General features: G+C 63.4%; 23 protein-coding genes. 8 read left to right on the forward strand and 15 right to left on the reverse strand.

Annotation, left to right across the window (positions count from 1 at the left end; genetic code table 11):
• Positions 1 to 13: 13 nt before the first annotated feature.
• From A0J57_RS06915 to A0J57_RS06930, 4 genes are all read right to left on the reverse strand, one after another.
• Positions 14 to 601 carry a DUF883 family protein gene (locus A0J57_RS06915; protein WP_061934716.1) on the reverse strand — a complete coding sequence of 196 codons (588 nt, stop codon included), beginning with the start codon at positions 599 to 601 and terminating at the stop codon, positions 14 to 16.
• Entirely contained in the window at positions 594 to 917 is a 324-nt protein-coding gene (locus tag A0J57_RS06920) for a hypothetical protein (RefSeq protein WP_048577006.1), read from the reverse strand. The genes A0J57_RS06915 and A0J57_RS06920 overlap by 8 nt, the downstream gene beginning before the upstream one ends.
• Positions 914 to 1228 (reverse strand): phage holin family protein, encoded by a 315-nt coding sequence (locus A0J57_RS06925; RefSeq protein WP_082166180.1) that lies wholly within the window; start codon positions 1226 to 1228, stop codon positions 914 to 916. The genes A0J57_RS06920 and A0J57_RS06925 overlap by 4 nt, the downstream gene beginning before the upstream one ends.
• A gap of 98 nt (positions 1229 to 1326) precedes the next feature.
• Positions 1327 to 1947 carry a hypothetical protein gene (locus tag A0J57_RS06930; protein ID WP_061934718.1) on the reverse strand — a complete coding sequence of 207 codons (621 nt, stop codon included), beginning with the start codon at positions 1945 to 1947 and terminating at the stop codon, positions 1327 to 1329.
• Positions 1948 to 2170: 223 nt separating this feature from the next.
• Here A0J57_RS06930 and eno point away from each other — a divergent pair, with 223 nt between their 5' ends.
• The 4 genes from eno to A0J57_RS06950 all read left to right on the forward strand — a co-directional run bounded on the left by eno (position 2171) and on the right by A0J57_RS06950 (position 6428).
• Complete coding sequence (eno, locus tag A0J57_RS06935) at positions 2171 to 3445, forward strand: phosphopyruvate hydratase (RefSeq protein ID WP_025549065.1); 1275 nt, start codon at positions 2171 to 2173, stop codon at positions 3443 to 3445.
• A gap of 77 nt (positions 3446 to 3522) precedes the next feature.
• Positions 3523 to 3834 (forward strand): septum formation initiator family protein, encoded by a 312-nt coding sequence (locus A0J57_RS06940; protein ID WP_025549066.1) that lies wholly within the window; start codon positions 3523 to 3525, stop codon positions 3832 to 3834.
• A 126-nt stretch (positions 3835 to 3960) separates the two neighbouring features.
• A complete protein-coding gene (gene pdhA, locus A0J57_RS06945; protein WP_025549067.1) occupies positions 3961 to 5037 on the forward strand; it encodes a pyruvate dehydrogenase (acetyl-transferring) E1 component subunit alpha in 1077 nt (358 codons plus the stop codon).
• The gene (locus A0J57_RS06950) at positions 5037 to 6428 is read left to right on the forward strand and encodes a pyruvate dehydrogenase complex E1 component subunit beta (RefSeq protein ID WP_061934720.1); all 1392 of its coding nucleotides are present in this window, start codon (positions 5037 to 5039) and stop codon (positions 6426 to 6428) included. The genes pdhA and A0J57_RS06950 overlap by 1 nt, the downstream gene beginning before the upstream one ends.
• An 80-nt stretch (positions 6429 to 6508) precedes the next feature.
• On the opposite strand, the gene A0J57_RS06955 is transcribed toward A0J57_RS06950, so the two are convergent.
• Genes A0J57_RS06955 through A0J57_RS06965 form a run of 3 tightly spaced genes read right to left on the reverse strand, consistent with a single transcriptional unit; the run spans position 6509 to position 9347 of the window.
• Positions 6509 to 7189: a TadE/TadG family type IV pilus assembly protein gene (locus tag A0J57_RS06955; protein WP_061934722.1), complete on the reverse strand. Its 681-nt coding sequence runs from the start codon at positions 7187 to 7189 to the stop codon at positions 6509 to 6511.
• A 2-nt stretch (positions 7190 to 7191) separates the two neighbouring features.
• Positions 7192 to 7788: a TadE/TadG family type IV pilus assembly protein gene (locus A0J57_RS06960; protein WP_061934724.1), complete on the reverse strand. Its 597-nt coding sequence runs from the start codon at positions 7786 to 7788 to the stop codon at positions 7192 to 7194.
• Positions 7785 to 9347 (reverse strand): pilus assembly protein TadG-related protein, encoded by a 1563-nt coding sequence (locus A0J57_RS06965; RefSeq protein ID WP_061934726.1) that lies wholly within the window; start codon positions 9345 to 9347, stop codon positions 7785 to 7787. The genes A0J57_RS06960 and A0J57_RS06965 overlap by 4 nt, the downstream gene beginning before the upstream one ends.
• A 147-nt stretch (positions 9348 to 9494) precedes the next feature.
• Here A0J57_RS06965 and A0J57_RS06970 point away from each other — a divergent pair, with 147 nt between their 5' ends.
• Together A0J57_RS06970 and A0J57_RS06975 are read left to right on the forward strand one after the other, a co-directional pair.
• Positions 9495 to 10136 (forward strand): hypothetical protein, encoded by a 642-nt coding sequence (locus tag A0J57_RS06970; protein ID WP_061934728.1) that lies wholly within the window; start codon positions 9495 to 9497, stop codon positions 10134 to 10136.
• A 10-nt stretch (positions 10137 to 10146) separates the two neighbouring features.
• Entirely contained in the window at positions 10147 to 10611 is a 465-nt protein-coding gene (locus tag A0J57_RS06975) for an EF-hand domain-containing protein (protein ID WP_025549075.1), read from the forward strand.
• A 4-nt stretch (positions 10612 to 10615) separates the two neighbouring features.
• Here the strand turns inward: A0J57_RS06975 and trmFO are convergent, their stop codons facing one another.
• The gene (gene trmFO / locus A0J57_RS06980; protein ID WP_173664336.1) at positions 10616 to 11968 is read right to left on the reverse strand and encodes a methylenetetrahydrofolate--tRNA-(uracil(54)-C(5))-methyltransferase (FADH(2)-oxidizing) TrmFO; all 1353 of its coding nucleotides are present in this window, start codon (positions 11966 to 11968) and stop codon (positions 10616 to 10618) included.
• A gap of 62 nt (positions 11969 to 12030) precedes the next feature.
• Here trmFO and A0J57_RS06985 point away from each other — a divergent pair, with 62 nt between their 5' ends.
• The gene (locus A0J57_RS06985) at positions 12031 to 12453 is read left to right on the forward strand and encodes a VOC family protein (protein WP_044662029.1); all 423 of its coding nucleotides are present in this window, start codon (positions 12031 to 12033) and stop codon (positions 12451 to 12453) included.
• On the opposite strand, the gene A0J57_RS06990 is transcribed toward A0J57_RS06985, so the two are convergent.
• A complete protein-coding gene (locus A0J57_RS06990) occupies positions 12405 to 13724 on the reverse strand; it encodes a dicarboxylate/amino acid:cation symporter (RefSeq protein WP_061934730.1) in 1320 nt (439 codons plus the stop codon). The genes A0J57_RS06985 and A0J57_RS06990 overlap by 49 nt on opposite strands.
• A gap of 237 nt (positions 13725 to 13961) precedes the next feature.
• Between A0J57_RS06990 and A0J57_RS06995 the strand changes: the two genes are divergently transcribed.
• On the forward strand, positions 13962 to 15287 hold the full coding sequence (locus A0J57_RS06995) for a M20/M25/M40 family metallo-hydrolase (protein WP_061934823.1): 1326 nt from the start codon (positions 13962 to 13964) through the stop codon (positions 15285 to 15287).
• 55 nt (positions 15288 to 15342) lie between these two features.
• Here A0J57_RS06995 and leuA read toward each other — a convergent pair whose 3' ends face one another.
• The 6 genes from leuA to A0J57_RS07025 all read right to left on the reverse strand — a co-directional run bounded on the left by leuA (position 15343) and on the right by A0J57_RS07025 (position 21969).
• Positions 15343 to 17016, reverse strand: coding sequence for a 2-isopropylmalate synthase (gene leuA / locus A0J57_RS07000; protein WP_061934732.1), 1674 nt, complete (start codon positions 17014 to 17016; stop codon positions 15343 to 15345).
• Positions 17017 to 17398: 382 nt separating this feature from the next.
• The gene (locus A0J57_RS07005; protein ID WP_044662032.1) at positions 17399 to 18022 is read right to left on the reverse strand and encodes a YceI family protein; all 624 of its coding nucleotides are present in this window, start codon (positions 18020 to 18022) and stop codon (positions 17399 to 17401) included.
• A 135-nt stretch (positions 18023 to 18157) separates the two neighbouring features.
• Positions 18158 to 19303, reverse strand: a complete 1146-nt coding sequence (ilvC, locus tag A0J57_RS07010; protein WP_308507649.1) for a ketol-acid reductoisomerase — start codon at positions 19301 to 19303, stop codon at positions 18158 to 18160.
• A gap of 47 nt (positions 19304 to 19350) precedes the next feature.
• On the reverse strand, positions 19351 to 19866 hold the full coding sequence (gene ilvN / locus A0J57_RS07015) for an acetolactate synthase small subunit (protein ID WP_044662034.1): 516 nt from the start codon (positions 19864 to 19866) through the stop codon (positions 19351 to 19353).
• The gene (locus A0J57_RS07020; RefSeq protein ID WP_061934734.1) at positions 19866 to 20210 is read right to left on the reverse strand and encodes a hypothetical protein; all 345 of its coding nucleotides are present in this window, start codon (positions 20208 to 20210) and stop codon (positions 19866 to 19868) included. Before A0J57_RS07020 ends, ilvN begins: the two co-directional genes overlap by 1 nt.
• 10 nt (positions 20211 to 20220) lie before the next feature.
• Positions 20221 to 21969, reverse strand: coding sequence for an acetolactate synthase 3 large subunit (locus A0J57_RS07025; RefSeq protein WP_061934825.1), 1749 nt, complete (start codon positions 21967 to 21969; stop codon positions 20221 to 20223).
• Positions 21970 to 22031 lie beyond the last annotated feature (62 nt).

Below are 22031 nucleotides of genomic sequence, written 5' to 3' on the forward strand. Positions count from 1 at the left end.
GGCGGCGGCGCGATTACGTTTTTGGCAATCGGGCCTTCACCGCTTCGCTCAGCGCGTCGACCTTCGCGGCGACCAGCGCAGCCACATCGTCGGCAAGGCGGGACGCCTTCGCACCGAGGTCGGCGGACGCCACGCTGTCGCGGGCCGATGCCGCCGCTTCCCTCGTCCCCTCGGCCGCATTGTGCAGCGCCTCGCCAGCGTTCGACCGCAGGCTTTCCGCATTTTCCGCCGCCACGGCCCTGGCGGCGAGCGCCGCTTCCAGCACCTTGGCGCCCGCACTGCTGGCAAGGCCGGGCAGGGCCTTCATGGCCGCGCGGCTCCTGGGGAACATCCATGCGATGACGGCACCCGCCGCGACGGCGCCCGCGACGGCGGCGATGGGGTGTTCCTGAACGATTTCATTGGCGCGGGCCGCGATCCGTTGCGACCGGTCGCGCGCGTCCGCATAGGCATCGCCCGCCTTTTCACGGCTCGTCTGGATCAGGTCGCCGGCACTTTCCCTCGCGCGATCCGCCGTATCGCGGAACTTGCCGGACGCGGTCCCGGCAATGTCGTTCGCCGCTTCGCGGGCGCGGGTGAGTTGCGTGCGGATGTCAGCCATCGTCAGTCTCCGAAATCTCTTCTGTGCGGTTGCTTATCCGAACGTATATCTGCCGGAAAAGTGCCCCGAGCGGACGGCGCAGCAAATAGAGCGCGAGCGCGCCCGTCGCCGCGGCCGTGGCGGCCGGCCGTTGCTGGACCTTGGCAGCCGCATAGGCGGCGCCGTCCATCAGCGTTTCCGTTGCCTTGTCCTTCGCGTCCCGCTTGAGCCGGGCGGGGGTGAGGCGCGCCCTGGCGGCAAGGGCGCTGGAGATGAGCGCGGCCTTGCGCGCATCCGCCCGCGCCACCGCATCGCGATAGGCTTCTTCGCGCTTCATGGCTTCACCGCCTTCTTCATCCGGTCGATACGGCCCTTCGCGACCAGCAGCAGCAGCAGCGCGATGACCAGCGCGCCGCCGAATACCGCGCCCGTCGCCCAGCCAGGCCCCACAAGCGGCGACAACGCCAATATGATGCCCACCAGCCCGGCGACGATCGCCGCGAAGACAAGCATGATGCCCGCCGTCGCGAAGATCAGCGCATCGCGGAGCCCCGCGCCGACGATGCCGGCGCGCAGCTTCTGCCGTTCGACTTCCGCTTCCGCATAGGCCCGCCCGTCGCTGTACAGGCGTGTGAAGACGTCCCGCACGGACTCTTCCTGTGCCTCGGTCTGCAGGGGCTCTTGAGTCAAAATATCCTCCGCCCCGGCGCCGGGGCCCTGTCGTCCGTCAATGGGCAAGAACGCGATCAGGCGTCTTCGTCCGACCCCTTGGCAAGACGCATCAGCACGAAGCCGACCACCGCCGCAGCGCCGATGGCCACGGCCGGGCTCTTGCGCACGAAATCCCGCGCTTCGGTCATCAACTGGTCGACATCCTTGCTGTCCAGCGTCTTCGCGGCGCCGGCCACCGATTCGGCCGCCTGGCGCGCATAGTCGCCATATTGCGGGCCAAGCTTCGCATCGACGGTGCCCGCCGTGTCGGAAATCAGCTTCGCCAGGCTCTGCATGGCCGATCCGGTCTTGTCCTTGGCGACGCCCGCGGCGGACTTTGCGGTCTTGGACGCCTGGTCCTTGAGCGGGTCGATATGCGCTTTCCAATCGACGGCGTTCAGCTTGTCGGCGGCGGCCTTCGCAGCCTTTTCCGCTTGCGCCTTGATCGGCGCGATCTGCGCGGTCCAGCCATGGGCGGCGGCGCCGTTGCCCGGCGTCTTGGGCGCGGCGGCCTTGCGCGTGGTGGCGGTCTTGACGGGCGCGGCCTTCACCAGCGTGCCGGACAGGGCGGCCTTGGCCGGCCTGGCCTTGGGCGCCTTGGCGGGGCTGGCCTTTCTGGCGCGCTTGGCGGGCGGGGTTTCCGGGGTGTCGGCCATCGTCCTAAGTCTCCCTTTGAAATACGGTGGAATCGCTGTGCGGGCGGGCGGCTCTGCCTCTAATGCTTCGCCACCGCCCACAGTTCCGTTGCCGTTACTATTTTGAGCATCGGCATTTTTCGAGTCCTTGCAAGCCCCTGCATTGCCAAGCGGGGAGGCGGTGGCTAAGCGGGGCGCGAAAAGCGACCAGAGCCAGTCCCCAGAGCCACTCCAAGGAGCGACCATGACAGCCATTCTCGATATTCATGCCCGCCAGATTCTGGACAGCCGCGGCAATCCGACCGTCGAAGTCGACGTGATGCTGGAGGATGGCAGCTTCGGCCGCGCCGCCGTGCCTTCGGGCGCTTCGACCGGCGCCTATGAAGCGGTGGAAAAGCGGGATGGGGACGCCGCCAAATATCTGGGCAAGGGCGTGCTCGCCGCCGTCGCCGCCGTCAATGACCAGATTGCCGAGCAGATCATCGGCCTGGATGCCGAGGATCAGGCGGAGGTCGATGCTGCGATGATCGCGCTCGACGGGACGGAGAACAAGTCGAACCTGGGCGCCAACGCGATCCTGGGCGTCAGCCTGGCGGTGGCGAAGGCGGCCGCCGACGCGCGCGGCCTGCCGCTCTACCGCTATGTCGGCGGCGTCAATGCGCATGTGCTGCCGGTGCCGATGATGAACATCATCAACGGCGGCGAACATGCCGACAATCCGATCGACTTCCAGGAATTCATGATCATGCCGGTAGGCGCGGAGAGCATTGCCGACGCCGTGCGGATCGGTTCGGAAATCTTCCATACGCTGAAGAAGGGCCTGCACGACAAGGGTCTGGCGACCTCGGTCGGTGACGAGGGCGGTTTCGCGCCCAACATCGCCTCTACCCGCGATGCGCTCGACTTCATCATGCTGTCGGTGGAGAAGGCGGGCTACAAGCCGGGCGATGACGTCGTGCTCGCGCTGGACTGCGCGGCGACCGAATTCTTCAGGAACGGCAAGTACGAGATTTCGGGCGAAGGCCTGTCGCTCAGCCCGGTCGAAATGGCCGATTATCTCGCGGCCCTGTGCGCCGACTATCCGATCAAGTCGATCGAGGACGGTATGAGCGAGGATGATTTCGAGGGCTGGAAGGCGCTGACCGACAAGATCGGGGGCAAGGTCCAGCTGGTGGGCGACGACCTTTTCGTGACCAATCCCAGGCGTCTGGAAATGGGCATCGGCAAGGGCCTCGCCAATTCGCTGCTGGTCAAGGTGAACCAGATCGGTTCGCTCACTGAAACGCTTGCGGCCGTCGACATGGCCCATCGGGCGCGCTACACCGCCGTTATGTCGCACCGTTCCGGCGAGACCGAGGACGCGACGATCGCCGATCTGGCCGTCGCCACCAATTGCGGCCAGATCAAGACCGGTTCGCTCGCCCGTTCGGACCGGCTCGCCAAGTATAACCAGCTCATCCGGATCGAAGAAGAACTGGGCGACGTCGCGCTTTACGCCGGGCGTTCGATTTTCCGCTAAATCAAATTTTCGACATCCGGTCGCAAGCGCAGTAAATTTTGCTTGCGGCCGGCCCGTCCCTGTGATTCAACTGGTCCATGGCGCATATCGCGAAACTCCGCATGTTGCTTTTTTCGGCCTTCGGTCCGGCGATTGCGGTGCTTCTTCTTCTCTTCTTCGCAGGCTATGTGGTGCTGGGCTCCAACGGGGTTCTGGCATGGGGCGATTACAAGCGGCAGCTCCATCATGCCCAGTCTGAACTGAAGCAGGTTCAGGCCAGCCGGCAGGAGTTGAAGAACCGGGTGGACCTGCTCGATCCCCGGCGCGTCGATCCCGATCTTTCCGATGAACTGATCCGGCGGGAGCTGGGCGTCGTCCATCATGATGAAGTGATCGTCCCGCTGAACTGACCTTTCCCGACGGCTGGTCGATCGCTTTTGCCGCGTTCCTGTGCCCCATGCCGCGTTGCATTTGGGGGCGGACTGCCGCTATACCGGCCTCCCTTCCATCCTCACCCACGCAAAAGGATAAGAGCCTTGGCGAAACCAACGACGCCGCGTCCTTCACGCGCAAAGGCAAAGGCGGCTGCACCCGCCGCCGGCGCGGACCATAACCGGCCTCGCCCCGACACTCCCAAAGATTATAAGGCCAGCAAGGAAGAGCTGCTGGAATTCTACCGGCAGATGGTCCTGATCCGCCGTTTCGAGGAAAAGGCCGGCCAGCTTTACGGCCTGGGCCTGATCGGCGGCTTCTGCCACCTCTATATCGGGCAGGAAGCGGTTGCCGTCGGCATCCAGTCGGCGCTCCAGCCCGGCAAGGACAGCGTCATCACCGGCTATCGCGACCACGGCCACATGCTGGCCTATGGCATCGATCCCAACGTCATCATGGCTGAACTGACCGGCCGCGAAGCGGGCATTTCGCGCGGCAAGGGCGGTTCGATGCACATGTTCAGCGTCGAGCATAAATTCTACGGCGGCCACGGCATCGTCGGCGCCCAGGTGTCGCTTGGCGCCGGTCTCGGCTTCGCGCACAAGTATAATAATGACGGCGGCGTCTGCGTCGCCTATTTCGGAGACGGCGCGGCCAATCAGGGCCAGGTCTACGAAAGCTTCAACATGGCCGAGCTGTGGAAGCTGCCGATCATCTTCGTGATCGAGAACAACCAATATGCCATGGGCACCAGCGTCAACCGCTCCTCGGCGGAAGACCAGCTTTACCGGCGCGGCGAAAGCTTCCGCATTCCCGGCATCCAGGTGAACGGCATGGACGTGCTGGCGGTGCGCGGCGCGACGGAAGAGGCGCTGAAATGGGTGCAGGCGGGCAACGGTCCGATCCTGCTGGAAATGAAGACCTATCGCTATCGCGGCCATTCCATGTCCGACCCGGCCAAATACCGGTCGCGCGAGGAAGTGCAGTCGATGCGCGAAAAGTCCGACCCGATCGAAGGCGTCAAGAAATATCTGGCCGACATGGGCGTCGTCGAGGACGAACTCAAGAAGATCGACCAGGACATCCGCAAGATCGTCAGCGACGCGGCGGATTTCGCTGAAACCTCTCCCGAACCGGAACTGCACGACCTTTATACCGACGTGCTGGTGGAGCAATATTAATGGGTATCGAAATCAAGATGCCGGCGCTTTCCCCGACGATGGAGGAAGGCACGTTGGCGAAGTGGCTGGTAAAGGAAGGGGACGAGGTCCGCTCGGGCGACATATTGGCTGAGATCGAGACCGACAAGGCGACGATGGAATTCGAAGCCGTCGATGAAGGCAAGATCGGCCAGATCATGGTGGCCGAGGGGACTGAAGGCGTGAAGGTCGGCACCGTCATCGCCACGATGGCGGCAGATGGGGCAGGCGAGGGTGGCGAGACCGCACAGGCCCCGAAGGCCGCCGAAAGTGCGCCTCCCGCCGCGCCCGAAGCCGCTCCGGCACCCAGGAAGGCCGAAAGCGGCACGTCGAAGCTTGCGACCGAGGCGAAGGCGACCGTCAAGGACCCGGCGCTGCCCGAGGGTACCGAATATATCAAGACCACCGTTCGCGAAGCGCTGCGCGACGCCATGGCCGAGGAAATGCGGCGGGACGAGCGCGTCTTCGTCATGGGTGAAGAGGTGGCCGAATATCAGGGCGCCTATAAGGTCACCCAGGGCCTGCTGGAGGAATTCGGCGACAGGCGCGTCATCGATACGCCGATCACCGAATATGGCTTTGCCGGCATCGGCGCGGGCGCGGCGATGGGCGGATTGAAGCCGATCGTCGAGTTCATGACCTTCAACTTCGCGATGCAGGCGATCGACCATATCATCAATTCGGCCGCCAAGACCAATTACATGTCCGGCGGCCAGATGCGCTGTCCGATCGTGTTCCGCGGTCCCAATGGCGCGGCCAGCCGCGTCGCCGCGCAGCATAGCCAGAATTACGGTCCCTGGTATGCGTCGGTTCCCGGGCTCATCGTCATCGCGCCCTATGACTCGGCCGACGCCAAGGGCCTGCTCAAGGCGGCGATCCGTTCGGACGATCCGGTCGTGTTCCTTGAGAACGAACTGGTCTATGGCCGCAGCTTCGACGTGCCCAAAGTGGACGATTATGTCCTCCCCATCGGCAAGGCGCGCATCGTCCGCGAAGGCAAGGATGTGACGCTGGTCAGCTACTCCATCGGCGTTGGCGTGGCGCTGGAAGCGGCGGAGGCTTTGGCCGGTGAAGGCATCGATGCGGAGGTCATCGACCTGCGCACGCTACGCCCGCTCGATGCCGCGACTGTGCTGGAGAGCCTGAAGAAGACCAATCGCCTGGTGGTGGTGGAAGAGGGCTGGCCGGTCTGCTCGATCGCGTCTGAGATCGCGGCGGTGGTGATGGAACAGGGTTTCGACGATCTGGACGCCCCTGTGCTGCGCGTGACCAATGAGGATGTGCCGCTGCCCTATGCGGCGAATCTGGAAAAGGCGGCGCTTATCGATGCGGCGCGGGTTGTCGCTGCGGCGAAGAAGGTTTGTTATCGGTGAAATGGGTGGGGCGGCGTTTGTGCGCTGCCCCCAGTTCTCTAGCCTTCCTGAAACTCATCAAACTTGCGCCTTATAGATGGTTAAGCCGAGAAATAATTGCAGGTCGCCTTCGCCGTGCCCGAAAGATTCTGAGCGTTTTGAAGTGTTTGAATTGTGCGGTCACGAACCGAAAAGGCCGATGAATAATGGATGGTGATAGGACCGAACCAACGGTCCGACATAATGGGTCTATAATCATAGAAGATATCGACGACGATGACGGGGCTGCCCGGCGTTGCCGAAACCTGGCTTCCGGTTGCTCCAACACCGCTGGTCAGTATCTGACCTTCGCTGCCGATGGTTTGCGTGTTCGGAACACTCTTGATTCCCTTGCATCTTTGCCATGTTATCACTTGATCGGTAGTGGGCGTCGTCGTTGCGGCATTATCCTCCAGCGTGGAAATGATGATCCGGCCGCGAGACGTTAGATCGAGAGATTCCGCAGCATATTTCGCGCCGATAATGACATCGTTGATGTCATTCTCATCGATCCTATCTCTGACACGAGCTACGCTATCAGCGACCATGCTGGTCACAGCACTTATGCGCGCATGGGTGATCGCTATGTTCGCGAGTTCCGCGCCCCCGAAAGTGAGCAGAATAAGAAATGGGACCGCATAGGCAAATTCGATCAGCGCAAGACCATTCTGGTTATGACGAAGCTGACGGACAAGGATCGCGGCGCTCTGTCTGATCCTGTAGCAGGGGGTGATGCGCGACATTCTCACACTCCGCATTTCACAGGAGGATCGACGACGCCCGCATAAGGTTCGTTACGCATGAAGGTCGTCCGCGAGATTGTGACGGAATTTCCCATGCCCGCAAGTTGGGGAATGGGCGACAATCGGTTATACGTGACGCTGATCTGATAGCGCACCACATCTTCAGCGGTGCCTATGCCGGTCGCGCCTTGGCTGGCCACGTCATAGATGTTGTTGCGATTGTCGTCGATGAAGCAATCGGGGCCGCTCTTATCGTAGAGGCCATTGTTATTCACGTCCGTCGTCAGCTTCTCCGGTTTGCCGATCTTGTTGTAGGTTAGGAAGTTGGAGGCGGTTATCTGCACGTTTGAGCCACTGGCTATGCTGCTAAGTCGGTCCCGAACATAGGTTTCGACGGTGGCCGCAGTGGCACCCTCCAATGTCGCCTTTCGGCCGGCGGCATTAGCCGTTCCTTGCACCACGGCAGTCGCATAGGCCTGATAGCCAAGATCGAGAGAACCCAGGAGCAGAATAATGAGTGGCCCAGCAACCGCAGCGAATTCCACGATGGTCACTCCATCATCATTCCGCGCGAGTTGCTTCATGAAGATTGACATCATGCGCCGATCCTCAAATTGCCGACCTTGTCGGATATGCGCTTGAATGCATTGTTGAGATCGGCCGGATTATTGACCGAAATGGCCTGGCTGCTGTTAGACGCGCAGGATGCGATGTTGGAATTCATGGTTTGGCCCGAAAGGGTGGCCACGACCCATATATCGATCTTATAGATGGATTTGGCTTTGGCGCACATCAGCTTGTAGCGCTGGGTGTGGACCGCCTCCAGGGCGCTGTCATTAGCACTCTTTGCAGCTGTCCGCCCGGCATATTTGGCGACGCCATATGCGCTATAGGCATCATCGAAGGGCGACATCTCACCGTCGGTAAAGAACACGATGGTGCGCTGAACCTTCACATTGTTGAACTTGGTGGGATTGAGCGCGCCGAAAATGCCGTCGTCCGCGATCATTCGCAGACCCCAGTTGATGCCGATGTCATGATAGGTCGCGCCGTCGCCATTGACGATCGTATTGACCTGAGCATCGAACGCCGCCTGGTCGGCCCATGCCTTCATGTGGACCGCCGGTTTGGGGCATGCCGTCATGTAGGAAGCGCTGTTGTAGGACTGTTCCCCTGACGAAGAGAAGTCATAGGGCGCCCACTTCGTAGCGTCGCTGTCGGGGATCTTGGTGATATCAAGATCCCAGGCGTCGGACGGTATGGTCGTACTGCTCGCGGTGAGCGCCGTGGATGTGCCGCGTTCCTCGATACAGCCGGCCCATGTGTTGTCGAACCAGTTCGAGGACCAGTTGGTGGCTGATGTCTTGAGTGCGCCGCTGCTGTCCCTGTATGTATAGGATGAACGGACGTAGTTTGTGTCCACGGCGCGTATCAGCTTGCCGACATTAACGGTGGTCGAAAATTGCAGGAAGCCGATCCGCATGCGAAGGTTCTTCGCTTCCAAAGCCGTCTGAGCAGGACGCAGGTTGGAATAGAGGGTTTTCAGCGCCTCCCGCATTTCCTTCATCTTGGCCCTTTTGAGCGACGCTCCGCTTCCGGTGTCTAGCTTCTCGGAATCCTGATAACAGGTAAGGGAATCCGACATGTAACAGTTCATCGAACTCGTCGTATCGAGAACCAGCATCAGGTCGGTATTGACATAATATTCCTCGCCTAGACACTCGGCGCTCACGCGCATCTGATTGATGCCCACCACTTTCAGCAGCGTGGTCGGCACGCTGGTGGTAGCCCTCATTCGGAGCTGCCCATTTTCCAGTTCGGTAGTCACGCGGTTGGCTGCGTTGCTGTCTGTCGTAGACACTGCGGCGGAGCCCATCAATCCGCTTGGAAAATTGAAGCTGAAATATTTCAGCGCCTCATTCTTGTCCGCGGCTGTCAATACGGTACCGCTCATCGAACGTCGCCCGGCGAGCACACCGGCGTCGCAGGCCTGCTGCATACGCGCCTTCACAAGATAGGTTCGGCTGAAGTCGACTGCCGCGCCGGTTATGGCGACCAACGGGATTATCGCCGCCGCCACAATCGCCAGCGTATTCCCCGCCTGATTGTGATAAAGCCGCATCAGAATGAACAGCGCGCGCTTGATCCGGTCGCTCATAATCCGCTCTGCCTTTACTTGCCCCGCACCCCCAATTCAGGCAGGGCAGCCCCATGCCCATCCAGGGGCAGTTGCCAGGATCACTATGCCGGTTGGGGTTAAAAAGCTGATAATTTCGGCCAAATCCATTTCCATCGATATAGGCGGATGGATATTGTGAGCGACGATCTCGCCCCATTGCCGTCGTTGCTCAGCGCCTATGCCGGCCCTGATGCGCCGCGTCATCGGTTGATCTGGGCGCTCGATGCCCGATTCTCGCGGCTCGTGGCGACGACGAGCGAGCCGATCATCGGGCAGATGCGCCTGGCCTGGTGGAACGATGCCCTGACCGATGAAAGCGGCGTCAAGGGGCGCGGCGAGCCGTTGATCGATGCGATGCGGAAGCTGGACGCCCTGCCGCCGTGCGGCCTGTCGCAATGGCTTGACGGCTGGGAGGCGCTGATCGGGGAGGTCGATCTTTCCGGCTATGCGGAGGGACGAGGCGGTGGCCTGTTTCGGGCGCTGGCGGGGCGGGAGGATATTCCATCCTGGCTCGACCGCGCGGGGGCGGCCTGGGCGTTGTGGGATTTGTCCGGACATGGTGCGGACCGGGAAGGCGCGGGCAGGGCAATCGAACTGGCGCGAGGATATATAACCGGCGACTGGCCGGCTTGGCCAAAGCAATGGCGCCCGTTGCGGATCGCCTATCAGCTTGCGCGCCGCGACATAGAGGAAGGCCGCTGTGCGCCGGCGGGATTGACCCCTGCGCTATATTGGCGATTGGTGCGCATCGCATTGTTGGGGCGATAAGGGGGATAGTGTGGAACGAGTTCTGGGGGGCGCGATGGCCGCATTGCTGCTGGCGGCGGGCGGGCTGTTCTGGTGGCAGGGGCGGGCGAACAATGAGCCCGTGCCCCAGCCCCTGATCGGATCGCCCCCGCCGCCCGCTGTCGACGCCCTGCCGGAAGGCGATCCGGACGCTTCGGGCGATGCGCCGCCCATGCCCGGCGAAGCGTCGCCGCAAAGCCGCGAGCAGAAGCGCTTTGGCCGCTACGACCGCAATCGCGACGGCTTCATCACGCGGGTCGAGATGATGGGCAGCCGCGTCAAGGCGTTCAAGGCGCTCGACCGCGACAATGACAATCTCCTCTCCTTCGAGGAATGGGCGGTGACGACGTCGGATCGCTTTGCCAAGGCGGACGGCAATGGCGACGGCAGGCTGACCCCAGCGGAATTCGCGACGACCGCGCCGAAACGCGCGGCCGCCGCCAAATGCAGATGCTGAAACGTCAGGCCGGCTGAAGTTCGCCCAGCCAGGCGCCCAGCGCGGCGCGGGCGCGGGATGTCATGGCTTCCTTGCGCTGCTTCTTCTTCACGTCGTCGAGCGGGGGGAAGAGGCCGAAATTGACGTTCATCGGCTGGTAATCCGCCGTCTCGACATTGCCGGTCACATGGCCCAGCAGCGCGCCGAGCGCGGTTTCCGGCGGCAGCGGCGCGAGCGGCCGGCCCAATATCTCCGCAGCGGCAAAGCGTCCGGCGAGCAGGCCTATGGCCGCGCTCTCGACATAGCCCTCGCAGCCCGTGACCTGTCCGGCAAAGCGGATATGCGGGGCGCTTTTCAGGCGCAAGGTGCCGTCCAGCAGCTTGGGGCTCTGGATGAAGGTGTTGCGGTGAAGCCCGCCCAGCCGGGCGAATTCCGCCTTTTCCAGACCGGGGATGGTGCGGAACAGTTCGACCTGCGCGCCATGCTTCAGCTTGGTCTGGAAGCCGACCATGTTCCACAGCGTGCCCGACGCATTGTCCTGCCGCAGTTGCACCACCGCATAGGGCCAGCGGCCGGTGCGCGGATCGTCCAGGCCCATCGGCTTCATCGGTCCGTGGCGCAATGTTTCCGCGCCACGCGACGCCATGACTTCGATGGGCATGCAGCCCTCGAAATAGGGGGTGTCCTTTTCCCATTCCTTGAAGTCGCTCTTCTCGCCGTCCAGCAGGCCCTGGACGAAGGCCTGATACTGCTCCCTGTTCATGGGGCAGTTGATATAGTCCTTCCCCTCGCCGCCGCCGGGGCCGATCTTGTCCCAGCGATTGGCCATCCAGCATTTGTCCATGTCGATGCTGTCGAAATGCACGACCGGCGCGATGGCGTCGAAAAAGGCGAGATGGTCGATGCCCGCCGCTTGCCCGATGCTGGCGGCCAGAGCAGGGGCGGTCAGCGGGCCGGTGGCGACGATGGTCATGCCCTCTGACGGCAGGGCGTCGATGCGTTCGCGCACGATCTCCACATTGGGATGCCCGGCCAGTGCCCGGGTGACGCCTTCGGAAAAGATGTGGCGGTCGACCGCCAGGGCCGACCCGGCGGGAACCTTGGCCGGTTCCGCCTGCGCCATGATGAGCGAGCCCAGCCGCCGCATCTCCTGATGCAGCAGCCCCACGGCATTCCTGTCCGCATCGTCGGAGCGGAAGCTATTGGAGCAGACCAGTTCGGCAAGGCCATCGGTCTGATGCGCGGGCGTCATGTCGCCGCTCCCGCGCATTTCCGACAGGCGGACCTTCACGCCGGCCTGCGCCAACTGCCATGCCGCTTCCGTGCCCGCCATGCCGCCGCCGATGATGTGAACCTGATGCTTCGCCACTTTGCCCATTCTTCAATTCATGCGTTGTGGTGGGGCGTTTAGGTCAAAAGCGAGAAAAAGGAGAGCGCAAAATGATCGACCATATCGGCTTTGCGGTCAGTGATGCCGGACGATCGCGCGATTTCTACGATGAACTGCTGGGCGCGATCGGCCTCAGGCGGTTGCGGACGGTCGCTGCGGCGGAAAATGGCAGCGGCGGGGATGCCCATGGCTATGGCCGGGATGAGGACGCCTTCTTCTGGTTCGGTGACAATGAAGCGGTGGGTGAGGGGACGCATGTCGCCTTCCGGGTCGAGAACCGGGCGATGGTCCACGCCTTTCACGCGGCGGGGCTGCGCGCCGGGGGCAAGGATAATGGCGCGCCCGGCCTGCGGCCCCGCTATGGCGCGAGCTATTACGCCGCCTTCATCCTCGACCCCGACGGCATCAATGTGGAGGCGGTATGCTATGCGATGGAGGAGCCGAGCGCTTCGGTGGACGGGGATGCGCCATAATAGGCGCTCTCGTCCAAAATCCCCTCCCGCTTGGCGACGATGGTGGCGACCAGCACCTGCCCGGCGACATTGACGGCGGTGCGGCCCATGTCGAGGATCGGATCGATGGCGAGCAGCAGCCCGGCGCCCTCCAGCGGCAGTCCGAGCGTGGAAAGCGTCAGCGTCAGCATCACGATCGCGCCTGTCAGGCCCGCCGTCGCCGCCGATCCGACGACGGAAACGAAGACGATCAGCGCATAATCCGCCGCATGAAGGGGAATGCCGTAGAAGCCCGCCACGAAGATCGCCGCCAGCGCCGGATAGATGGAGGCGCAGCCGTCCATCTTGGTGGTCGACGCCAGCGGAATGGCGAAGGCGGCATAGCCCCTTTCCACGCCCATGCGTTCCGTCACGGCTTCGGTGACGGGCAGGGTGCCGACCGAGGATCGCGAAACGAAACCGAGCTGGATCGCCGGCCACGCCTTGGCGAAGAAGGGCAGCGGCCTGAGCCCGTTTGCCGCCAGCAGCAGCGGATAGACGACCAGCAGCACCAGCGCGAGGCCCAGATAGACGGCTCCGGCAAACCCGCCGAGCTGGGCGAGCGCGCTCCAGCCATAGGTGGCGATGGCGCTGCCGATCAGGGCGGCGGAACCGATGGGCGTCAGCCGGATGATCCAGCCCAGGATGGCGCGGACCACCGCCAGCAGGGAGCGGACGAAGGCCAGGAAAGGCTCTGCCTTCTCTCCGACCTTCAAGGTGGCGAGGCCGACGGCGATGGAGATCACCAGCAATTGCAGGATGTTGAAGGAAAGCGTGGTGGTCGCGCCGCCATCGTTCAGCTTGGTGCTGGCGGACAGGGCGAAGCTGTTGCCGGGAACCAGCCCCTTCAGGAAATCGAGCCAGCCGCCGACGGAGTCCGTCTTGCCGATCGCCAGCGCCTGCCCGTGCAGGCCAGAGCCCGGCTGGACGATCAGGCCGATGGCAAGGCCGATGACGACCGCGATCAGCGCCGTGATCGCGAACCAGAGCAGGGTCTGCCCCGCCAGCCGCGCCGCATTGTCGAGCGCGCGCAGATTGGCGATGGAGGCGACGATGGCCGCGAACACCAGCGGCGGCACCACGGCCTTCAGCAGGGAAACGAAGATCGACCCCGTCGTCTTGAGCGCGGTCGCCAGCCAGTTGAGGTCGCCGTCCGGCGCGGTGCCCATGGCTCGCGCCGCCAGACCGAGCAACAGGCCGACCGCCATGCCGACCAGAACCTGAAATCCGAAACTGCGATAGTTGATGGCCATGGGTGCATTCCTTCGGGCGACCGGCGCGCGATATGGTGAGCGATGCCGTCAAATGCGCGCAAGCAATTCTTTATGGGGGTGAACGCGGATAAGGACGCCCTCTTTCCGCGACTGGGACAGCAAACGGATTGGCTGTCGCAATCCACTATGCCACAGAATGGTCCTTGGTCCAGCAGGAGATGCGATTTGAGGAAATGGCGGGCGGTTCTTGCGGTCCTGACCGCTCCGGTGCTGTTCCTGCCGCACCCCGCGCAGGCCGCCGGCGACCCGGCATTGGCCAAGGACGTTCTCGTCAGATCCATTGCGTTCCGCACGGTGGAGGGAGAGGGGCAGGTGCCCCGCCTCGCCGCCTATTATGCCTCGCTGCTGCAGCAGGCGGGATTTGCGGCGGGGGATGTGGAGATCACGCCGATGGGTGAGACGGCGAGCCTGGCCGCGACCATTCGCGGCAGCGATCCGCAGCTCAGGCCGCTGCTCCTGATCGGCCATATGGATGTGGTTGCCGCCAATCCGGCGGATTGGGCGCGCGATCCATTCCTGCCGGTCGAGGAGGATGGCTATATTTTCGGGCGGGGCGCGGAGGACAATAAATATGATGTCGCCATGATGGTGGCGACGTTGATGGGCTTGAAGAAGGAAGGCTGGCGACCGCGGCGGACCGTCACCCTGCTGCTGTCGGGCGACGAGGAAACCCATATGCGGACGAGCAGGGCGCTGGCGGAGAAATATAAGGACGCCGAGCTGCTGCTGAACGGAGATGGCGGCGGCGGGCTGCTGGACGAGGGCGGACGGGCGGTACTCTATCAATTGCAGGCTGGCGAGAAAAGCTATGCGGATTTCGAGATCGCCTTCACCGATGCGGGCGGCCACAGCAGCGCGCCGACGCCGGGCAACCCGATCTATCGGCTGGCGCGGGCGATCGACCGCGTCGCGGCCTATCGCTTCGCGCCGATGCGCAATGAACTGACCAGGGCATCGCTGGCCCTTTCGGCGGAGCGGATCGGCGGGGCCGTGGGTGAGGCGATGCGGCGCTATGCCGAGACGGGGGACCGGAAGGCGGCCGACCTGCTGTCGGACTATCCCGAATTTGTGGGGCAGGTGCGGACGACCTGCGTCGCCACCATGGCGCAGGCGGGCCACGCGCTCAACGCGCTGCCGCAAAGCGCGAAGGTCGACGTCAACTGCCGCATCTTTCCCGGCATCGCGGTGGATGCCGTGAAGGCGGAACTGGCGCAGGCCATTGACGATCCGGACGGCAGGATCACCACCCTGGACGACCCGCAGGCGAGCGATGCCTCACCGCTCCGCGAGGATGTGGTGAAAGCGGTCAAGGCAGCGGTTTCGGCTCGCTATCCGGATATTCCCGTCATACCCTCCATGTCGGCGGGGGCGACGGACAGCCTCTATTTCCGGGCGCTGGGTGTGCCGAGCTATGGCGTTTCCAGCCTGTTCCAGCGCGGCGAGGATGGCTTTGCCCATGGGCTGAACGAACGCGTGCCGGTGGCGGGGATACCGCAAGCGCTCGACCAGTGGGAGCGGATGGTGAAGGCCCTGGCGGGGTAGATCGCCTTCCCCATGGGCTCCCGCCTTTGCAGGAGCCCATTGCAGGTTGGTCGTTTCAGCGCTGCGTGGCGACGCTGTTGGCCGCAGACAGCACCGCCTGAACCGAGGCCGTGGCGACATCCGTATCCGTGCCGATCCCGAAGATGGTCCGGCCATCGGGGGTGCGGCATTCGACATAGGCGGCCGCCGCGACATCCGTACCCGCGCCGATCGCATGCTCGCTATAGTCGGCGACCTCCAGATCGACCCCCAGTTCATCGCGCAGCGCCGCGAGAACCGAGGAGATCAGGCCGTTGCCGCGTCCGGAAATGCTCCGTTCGCCACCCTTGTGCGTGATCTTGCCGGTGAAGATGCGGTCGCCCGCCGCGCCGCTCTCATGATAGTCGATCAGGCTGTAGGGCTGTTCGCCCGTCAGGCGATAATGGGTTTCGAAGGCGGTCCAGATGTCGGCGGCGTTCAGTTCGCGGCTGCTTTCGTCGGCCAGCGCCTGCACGACCTTCGAAAAATCGGCCTGCATGCGCTTGGGCAGCTTCAGCCCCTTGTCCTGTTGCAGCACCCAGGCGACGCCGCCCTTGCCGGACTGGCTGTTCACCCGGATCACCGCTTCGTAATCACGGCCCAGATCCTTGGGGTCGATCGGCAGATAGGGCACGTCCCAGATCCGGTCGTTGCGCGCTTCCTGCGCGGCGAAGCCCTTCTTGATGGCGTCCTGATGGCTGCCGGAAAAGGCGGTGAACACCAGTTCGCCGGCATAGGGATGGCGCGGGTGGACGGGCAACTGGTTGCAATATTCGACGGTCTGGATGACTTCATCGATGTCGCTGAAATCCAGGCCGGGGTTGATGCCCTGCGTGTACATGTTGAGCGCCACGGTCACCAGGTCGCAATTGCCGGTGCGCTCGCCATTGCCGAACAGGCAGCCTTCGACGCGATCCGCGCCCGCCATCAGGCCCAGTTCCGCCGCCGCCACGCCCGTGCCGCGATCATTATGGGTGTGCAGCGAGATGACGACGCTGTCGCGCTTGCTGATGTTGCGGCAGATCCATTCGATCTGGTCGGCATAGATATTGGGCGTCGCCGCCTCTACCGTGGCGGGCAGGTTCAGGATCAGCGGACGCTCCGGCGTGGGCTGGAGGATTTCCATCACCGCTTCGCAGCATTCCAGGCTGAAATCCAGCTCGGCGGTGGAAAAGGTTTCCGGCGAATATTCGAAATGCCAGTCGGTGTCGGGCTGCTTCGCCGCATTGTCGCGCAGCAGCCTCGCGGCGGTGATCGCGATGTCCCTGATCTGCGGCCGGTCCATCTGGAACACGATGTTGCGCCAGGCGGGGGATACGGCGTTATAGACGTGGACGATGGCCTTCTTCGCGCCGCGCAGGGATTCGAAGGTGGTGGCGATCAGGTCTTCGCGCGCTTGCGTGAGCACCTGAGGGAACACATCGTCGGGGATCGCGCCGTCGCGCACCAGGCCGGAGATGAAGTCGAACTCGGTCGCGCCAGCACTTGGGAACCCGACCTCGATCTCCTTGACGCCGACCTTCACCAGCAGGTCGAAGAAGCGGCGCTTCTTTTCCGCATTCATCGGGTCGATCAGCGACTGGTTGCCGTCGCGCATGTCGGTCGACAGCCAGCGCGGCGGGGCGGTGATGACGTTCGACGGCCACTGGCGGTTCGGCAGGTCGACCTGAGGGAAGGGGCGGTATTTCAGCGAGGGATCGGTCAGCATCATGACGAAAATGGCTTCTCTGCATACGGGCGAGCCTGTCCAAAGGATTGTGGCCTGCCCGGTGGTACGACTATCTGCTTGATTATGCCCTTAGGCGGATTGCCGCGTCATTCAAGCGAAGAGCAGCACAAAAACCACGCCTAAGGGCGTGTAAGTCGTAGCAGGGGAAGAAGCGCGCGCTGCATGATGGGAGCGCCATAGCCCGAATCGACCGGCAAGCGCAAGGGGGAGGACACAGGCCCTCGCTCCTCCCGATTGCGGAAGGAGTGGGGAGGGGCGCGGCGTCACCGGCGCGTCGACCGGTTAGCGAAGAAGCTCGCTTCGCTCGCGCCCTGCCCAACCCCCTCCCGCGGGCGGGAGGGGGATTGTCGTTCGTGCCCGTGGCTTATTTCTGGAAAGCGACGACGATCTTCAGTTCCACGGCGTCACCGACCATCGGCACGCCATAGCCCATGCCGAAATCGCTGCGCTTGATCGTGGTCGTGGCGACGAAGCCGGCATTTTCCTTGCCGCCCATCATCGCCGGCGCCTTGCCCGCGCCGTAGAATTCGGTGTCCAGCGTCACCGGCTTGGTAATGCCCTTGATGGTCAGGTTGCCGGTGATTTCCGCCTCGTTGCCCTGCGCTTTCACGCCCGTCGACACGAAGGTCGCCTTGGGGAATTTGGCGGAGTCGAAGAATTCCGGCTTCATCAGATGTTCGTCGAGCTTGGCGATGCCGGTCTTGAGGTTCGTCACCGGAACCTCGACCGAAACCTTGGCGGCCGAGGGGTTTTTCGGATCGAGCGTCAGCGTGCCGGTCGATTCGGAAATGACGCCCAGATTGTTGGTGAAGCCCATATGGTCATAGGCGAAGAGGATCTGGGTGTGGCCGGGATCGATCGTATAGGTGCCGCCGGTCACGCGCGTGGCGTCCTTCGCGCCGGGGGCGGGCGGCATCTGCTGGGCGATGACGGCGCTGCCGCCGGCAAGGGCGACAAGGGCGGCGGCGGGGATCAGATATTTGCGCATGAAGGATAATCTCCGAAAGCGATCAAGGGACGCCGCTACGATAAGCGACGTCCCTTGATTGTTCCAGAGCCGTAACCGGAAACAAAGGGTTACCGGATCGGCTACCTACCCCGTTGCCGGGATGGCGGGCGGCTTTCAGTTCTTGTCCTTGTCGACCAGCTTGTTGGCGCCGATCCAGGGCATCATGGCGCGCAGCTTCGCGCCGGTTTCCTCGATCGGGTGACGCTGCGAAGCGATGCGGCTTGCCTTGAGTTCCGGCTGGCCGGCGCGGTTGTCGAGCACGAAGTCCTTGACGAAGCGGCCCGACTGGATGTCGGCCAGGACGCGCTTCATTTCCTTCTTCGTCTCTTCGGTGATGATGCGCGGGCCGGTCTTGATGTCGCCATATTCGGCGGTGTTCGAGATCGAATAGCGCATGGTGGCGATGCCGCCTTCATACATCAGGTCGACGATCAGCTTCAGTTCGTGGAGGCATTCGAAATAGGCCATTTCCGGGGAATAGCCCGCCTCGACCAGCGTTTCGAAACCGGCCTGGACCAGCGCGGTGGTGCCGCCGCACAGCACCGCCTGCTCACCGAACAGATCGGTTTCGCATTCCTCGCGGAAATTGGTTTCGATGATGCCGGAGCGGCCGCCGCCGACGCCCGAAGCATAGGAGAGGGCGATGTCATGGGCATTGCCGGTCGCATCCTGATGAACGGCGATCAGGCAGGGCACGCCGCCGCCGCGCAGATATTCGCCGCGGACGGTGTGGCCCGGGCCCTTGGGCGCGATCATGATGACGTCGACGTCCTTGCGCGGCTCGATCAGCCCGAAATGCACGTTGAGGCCGTGCGCGAAGGCCAGTGCGGCGCCGGGGCGCAGATTGGCGTGGATGTCGGCGGCATAGACGGCGGCCTGATGCTCGTCGGGCGCCAGGATCATGAGCACGTCGGCCCAGGCGGCCGCTTCGGCGTTGGGCAGCACCTTGAAACCCGCGCCTTCAGCCTTCTTGGCGCTGGGCGAACCGGGGCGCAGCGCGATGGCGATTTCGGCAACGCCGGAATCGCGCAGATTCTGCGCATGGGCGTGGCCCTGGCTGCCATAGCCCAGAATGGCGACCTTCTTGCCCTTGATCAGGCCGATGTCGGCGTCGCGATCGTAATAAACCTTCATTTGACGTTCCTTCTTTCCGTTCGGGTGGCGCCTTGCGGAGCCGAGATTTGCGGTGAGGGGGACCACCTGCGCGGCGAGGGGACCGCCCTCACCCTCCCATCGCTTTGCGGCGTCGAAAAGAGGCACGTGACTCTTTTCGACCTCCCTCTCCCGGCGGGAGAGGGGTGATTTCTTCAGTTCGGCTCCTTGCCGCGGATCAGGCCGACGACGCCGGTGCGGCCGACCTCCACCAGGCCGATCTGTCGCATGAGGCCGACGAAATTGTCGATCTTGTCGGTGGTGCCCGTGATCTCGAAGATGAAGCTCTCGATCGTCGTGTCGACCACCTTCGCGCGGAAGACGTCGGCCAGGCGAAGCGCCTCGATCCGGTCCTCTCCCACGCCCGCGACCTTGACCAGCGCCAGTTCGCGTTCGACGAAGGGGCCGTTGTCGGTAAGGTCGGTCACCTTGTGCACCGGCACCAGTCGTTCGAGCTGGGCGATGATCTGGTCGATCACCTTGGGCGGGCCGCTGGTGACGATGGTGATGCGGCTGATCGCATGATCGGGGGTGATGTCGGCCACGGTCAGACTGTCGATATTATAGCCGCGCGCGGTGAACAGGCCCGCGATGCGCGCCAATATGCCCGCCTCGTTCGAAACCGTCAGCGACAGGACATGCCGCTCGCTAATCTCTTCCTGAATATGCATCAGATGTTTCCGTTGTCCGGTTCTTCGCGCTCATGGCGCTCTGAAATCATGCCCGTGAAGGCGTAGTGCCATGTGCCGTCGTCGCGATGGGCGATCCGCACCGGGAAGCCCGCGATCGCATCGAACATCCGCGCCAGATGCTCGCCCACATAGCGCGGGCTGACCAGCAGGCGGCCGATGTGGCGTTCGTGAAAATCGAAGCCCGCATCCAGATGGACTTCCCAATCCTCATTCTCCGGATCGGCATGGTCCACCGTCCAGCCGGTCAGTTCGGACCTGCCGGCCAACCGTTCGAAATCGAAAGGTTCGCTCACATGGATGCGGAGCTTCAGATGTTGCGTCACGCCGCCATCCTCACACCAGCGCTTTCGCCTCGTCCGACATGACGCCTTCGACCTGGCTGGGGTCGAGCAGCATGTCGGTATGCGCCGCGCCCGACGGGATCATCGGGAAGCAGTTGGAAAGTTTCGCCACGCGGCAGTCCACGATCACCGGACCGGGCGTGTCGATCATCTGGCGGATGCCCGCCTCCAGTTCCTGCGGCCCCTCGATGCGGATGCCGGTCCAGCCATAGGCCTCCGCCAGCTTCACGAAATCGGGCAGGCTGTCGGAATAGCTGTTGGAATAGCGGCTTTCATAGGTCAGTTCCTGCCATTGGCGGACCATGCCCATATATTCATTGTTGAGGATGAAGATCTTGACCGGCAGGCGATACTGGCTGGCCGTCCCCATTTCCTGGATGTTCATCTGGATCGATGCATCGCCCGCGACGCAGACCACCAGACTGTCCGGATTGCCCAGTTGCGCGCCGATGGCGGCCGGGAAACCGTAGCCCATGGTGCCGAGGCCGCCGGAGGTCAGCCATTTATTGGGCGCGTCGAAGCCGAAATGCTGGGCGGCCCACATCTGGTGCTGGCCGACCTCGGTCGTGATGATGACGTCCTTCGCCGACCGCGAAGCCTTGTAGAGCTGGGCGATCGCCTTCTGCGGCATGATCTCTTCGCGGCTTTCCGGATAGGCGAGGCTGTTGCGCGCGCGCCAGCCGTCTATCCGCGCCCACCATTCGCCAAGGTCCGCCGCCTTGTGCCCGCGATCCTTCCAGAGCGCGATCATGTCCGCCAGGGCATTGCCGACGTCCGCGATAATGGGCAGGTCGACCTCGACCGTCTTGTTGATCGAGCTGCGGTCGATGTCGATGTGGATCTTCTTCGCATGCGGGGCGAAGGCGTCCAGACGGCCCGTCACGCGGTCGTCGAAACGGGCGCCGACGCAGACGATCAGGTCCGCCTTGTTCATCGCCCAATTGGCTTCATAGGTGCCGTGCATGCCCAGCATTCCAAGCCACTGGCCGGACGAAGCGGGAAAGGCGCCCAGACCCATCAGCGTCGAGGTGACGGGCGCGCCGGTCAGCGCGGCGATCTCGCGCAGCAGGGTCGAGGCTTCGGGACCGGAGTTGATGACCCCGCCGCCGGTGTAGAAGATCGGACGCTCCGCAGCCGCCAGCATCTCGACCGCGCTGGCGATGGCGGCCGGGTCCGCCTCGGTCTGCGGGCGGTAGCTGGCATGTTCGAAGCTTTCCGGCTTCCTGTAGGGCGCGGTCGCGATCTGGACATTCTTGGGAATGTCGATGACGACCGGGCCGGGGCGGCCGGTGGTGGCGATGTGGAACGCCTCATGGACGACGCTCGCCAGCTTGCCGGGCGACTTCACCAGATAGTTGTGCTTCGTGCAGTGGCGCGTGATGCCGACCGTGTCCGCTTCCTGGAAAGCGTCCGTGCCGATGAGCTGCGTCGGAACCTGCCCGGTGATGACGACCATCGGGATCGAATCCATCAGCGCGTCGGTGATGCCGGTGACGGCATTGGTGGCACCGGGCCCGGACGTGACGAGCACGACGCCGGGCTTGCCGGTGGAACGGGCATAGCCTTCCGCCATATGGGTCGCGCCCTGTTCGTGGCGAACGAGCACATGGCGGATCTTCGGATGATTGAAGAGTGCGTCATAAATGGGCAGCACCGCGCCGCCCGGATAGCCGAACACGACCTCGACCCCCAGGTCGATCAGGCACTCAACCAATATGTCCGCGCCGCTCTTTTCGGCCACGATGGCTCCTTCCATTCGATAATTGCTGCGCCCTCTGCTCCAGAAGCGGAAGGATGGCAAGG

Origin of the sequence: Sphingobium sp. 22B, assembly GCF_001580035.1 — a bacterium.
Taxonomy (GTDB): domain Bacteria; phylum Pseudomonadota; class Alphaproteobacteria; order Sphingomonadales; family Sphingomonadaceae; genus Sphingobium; species Sphingobium fuliginis.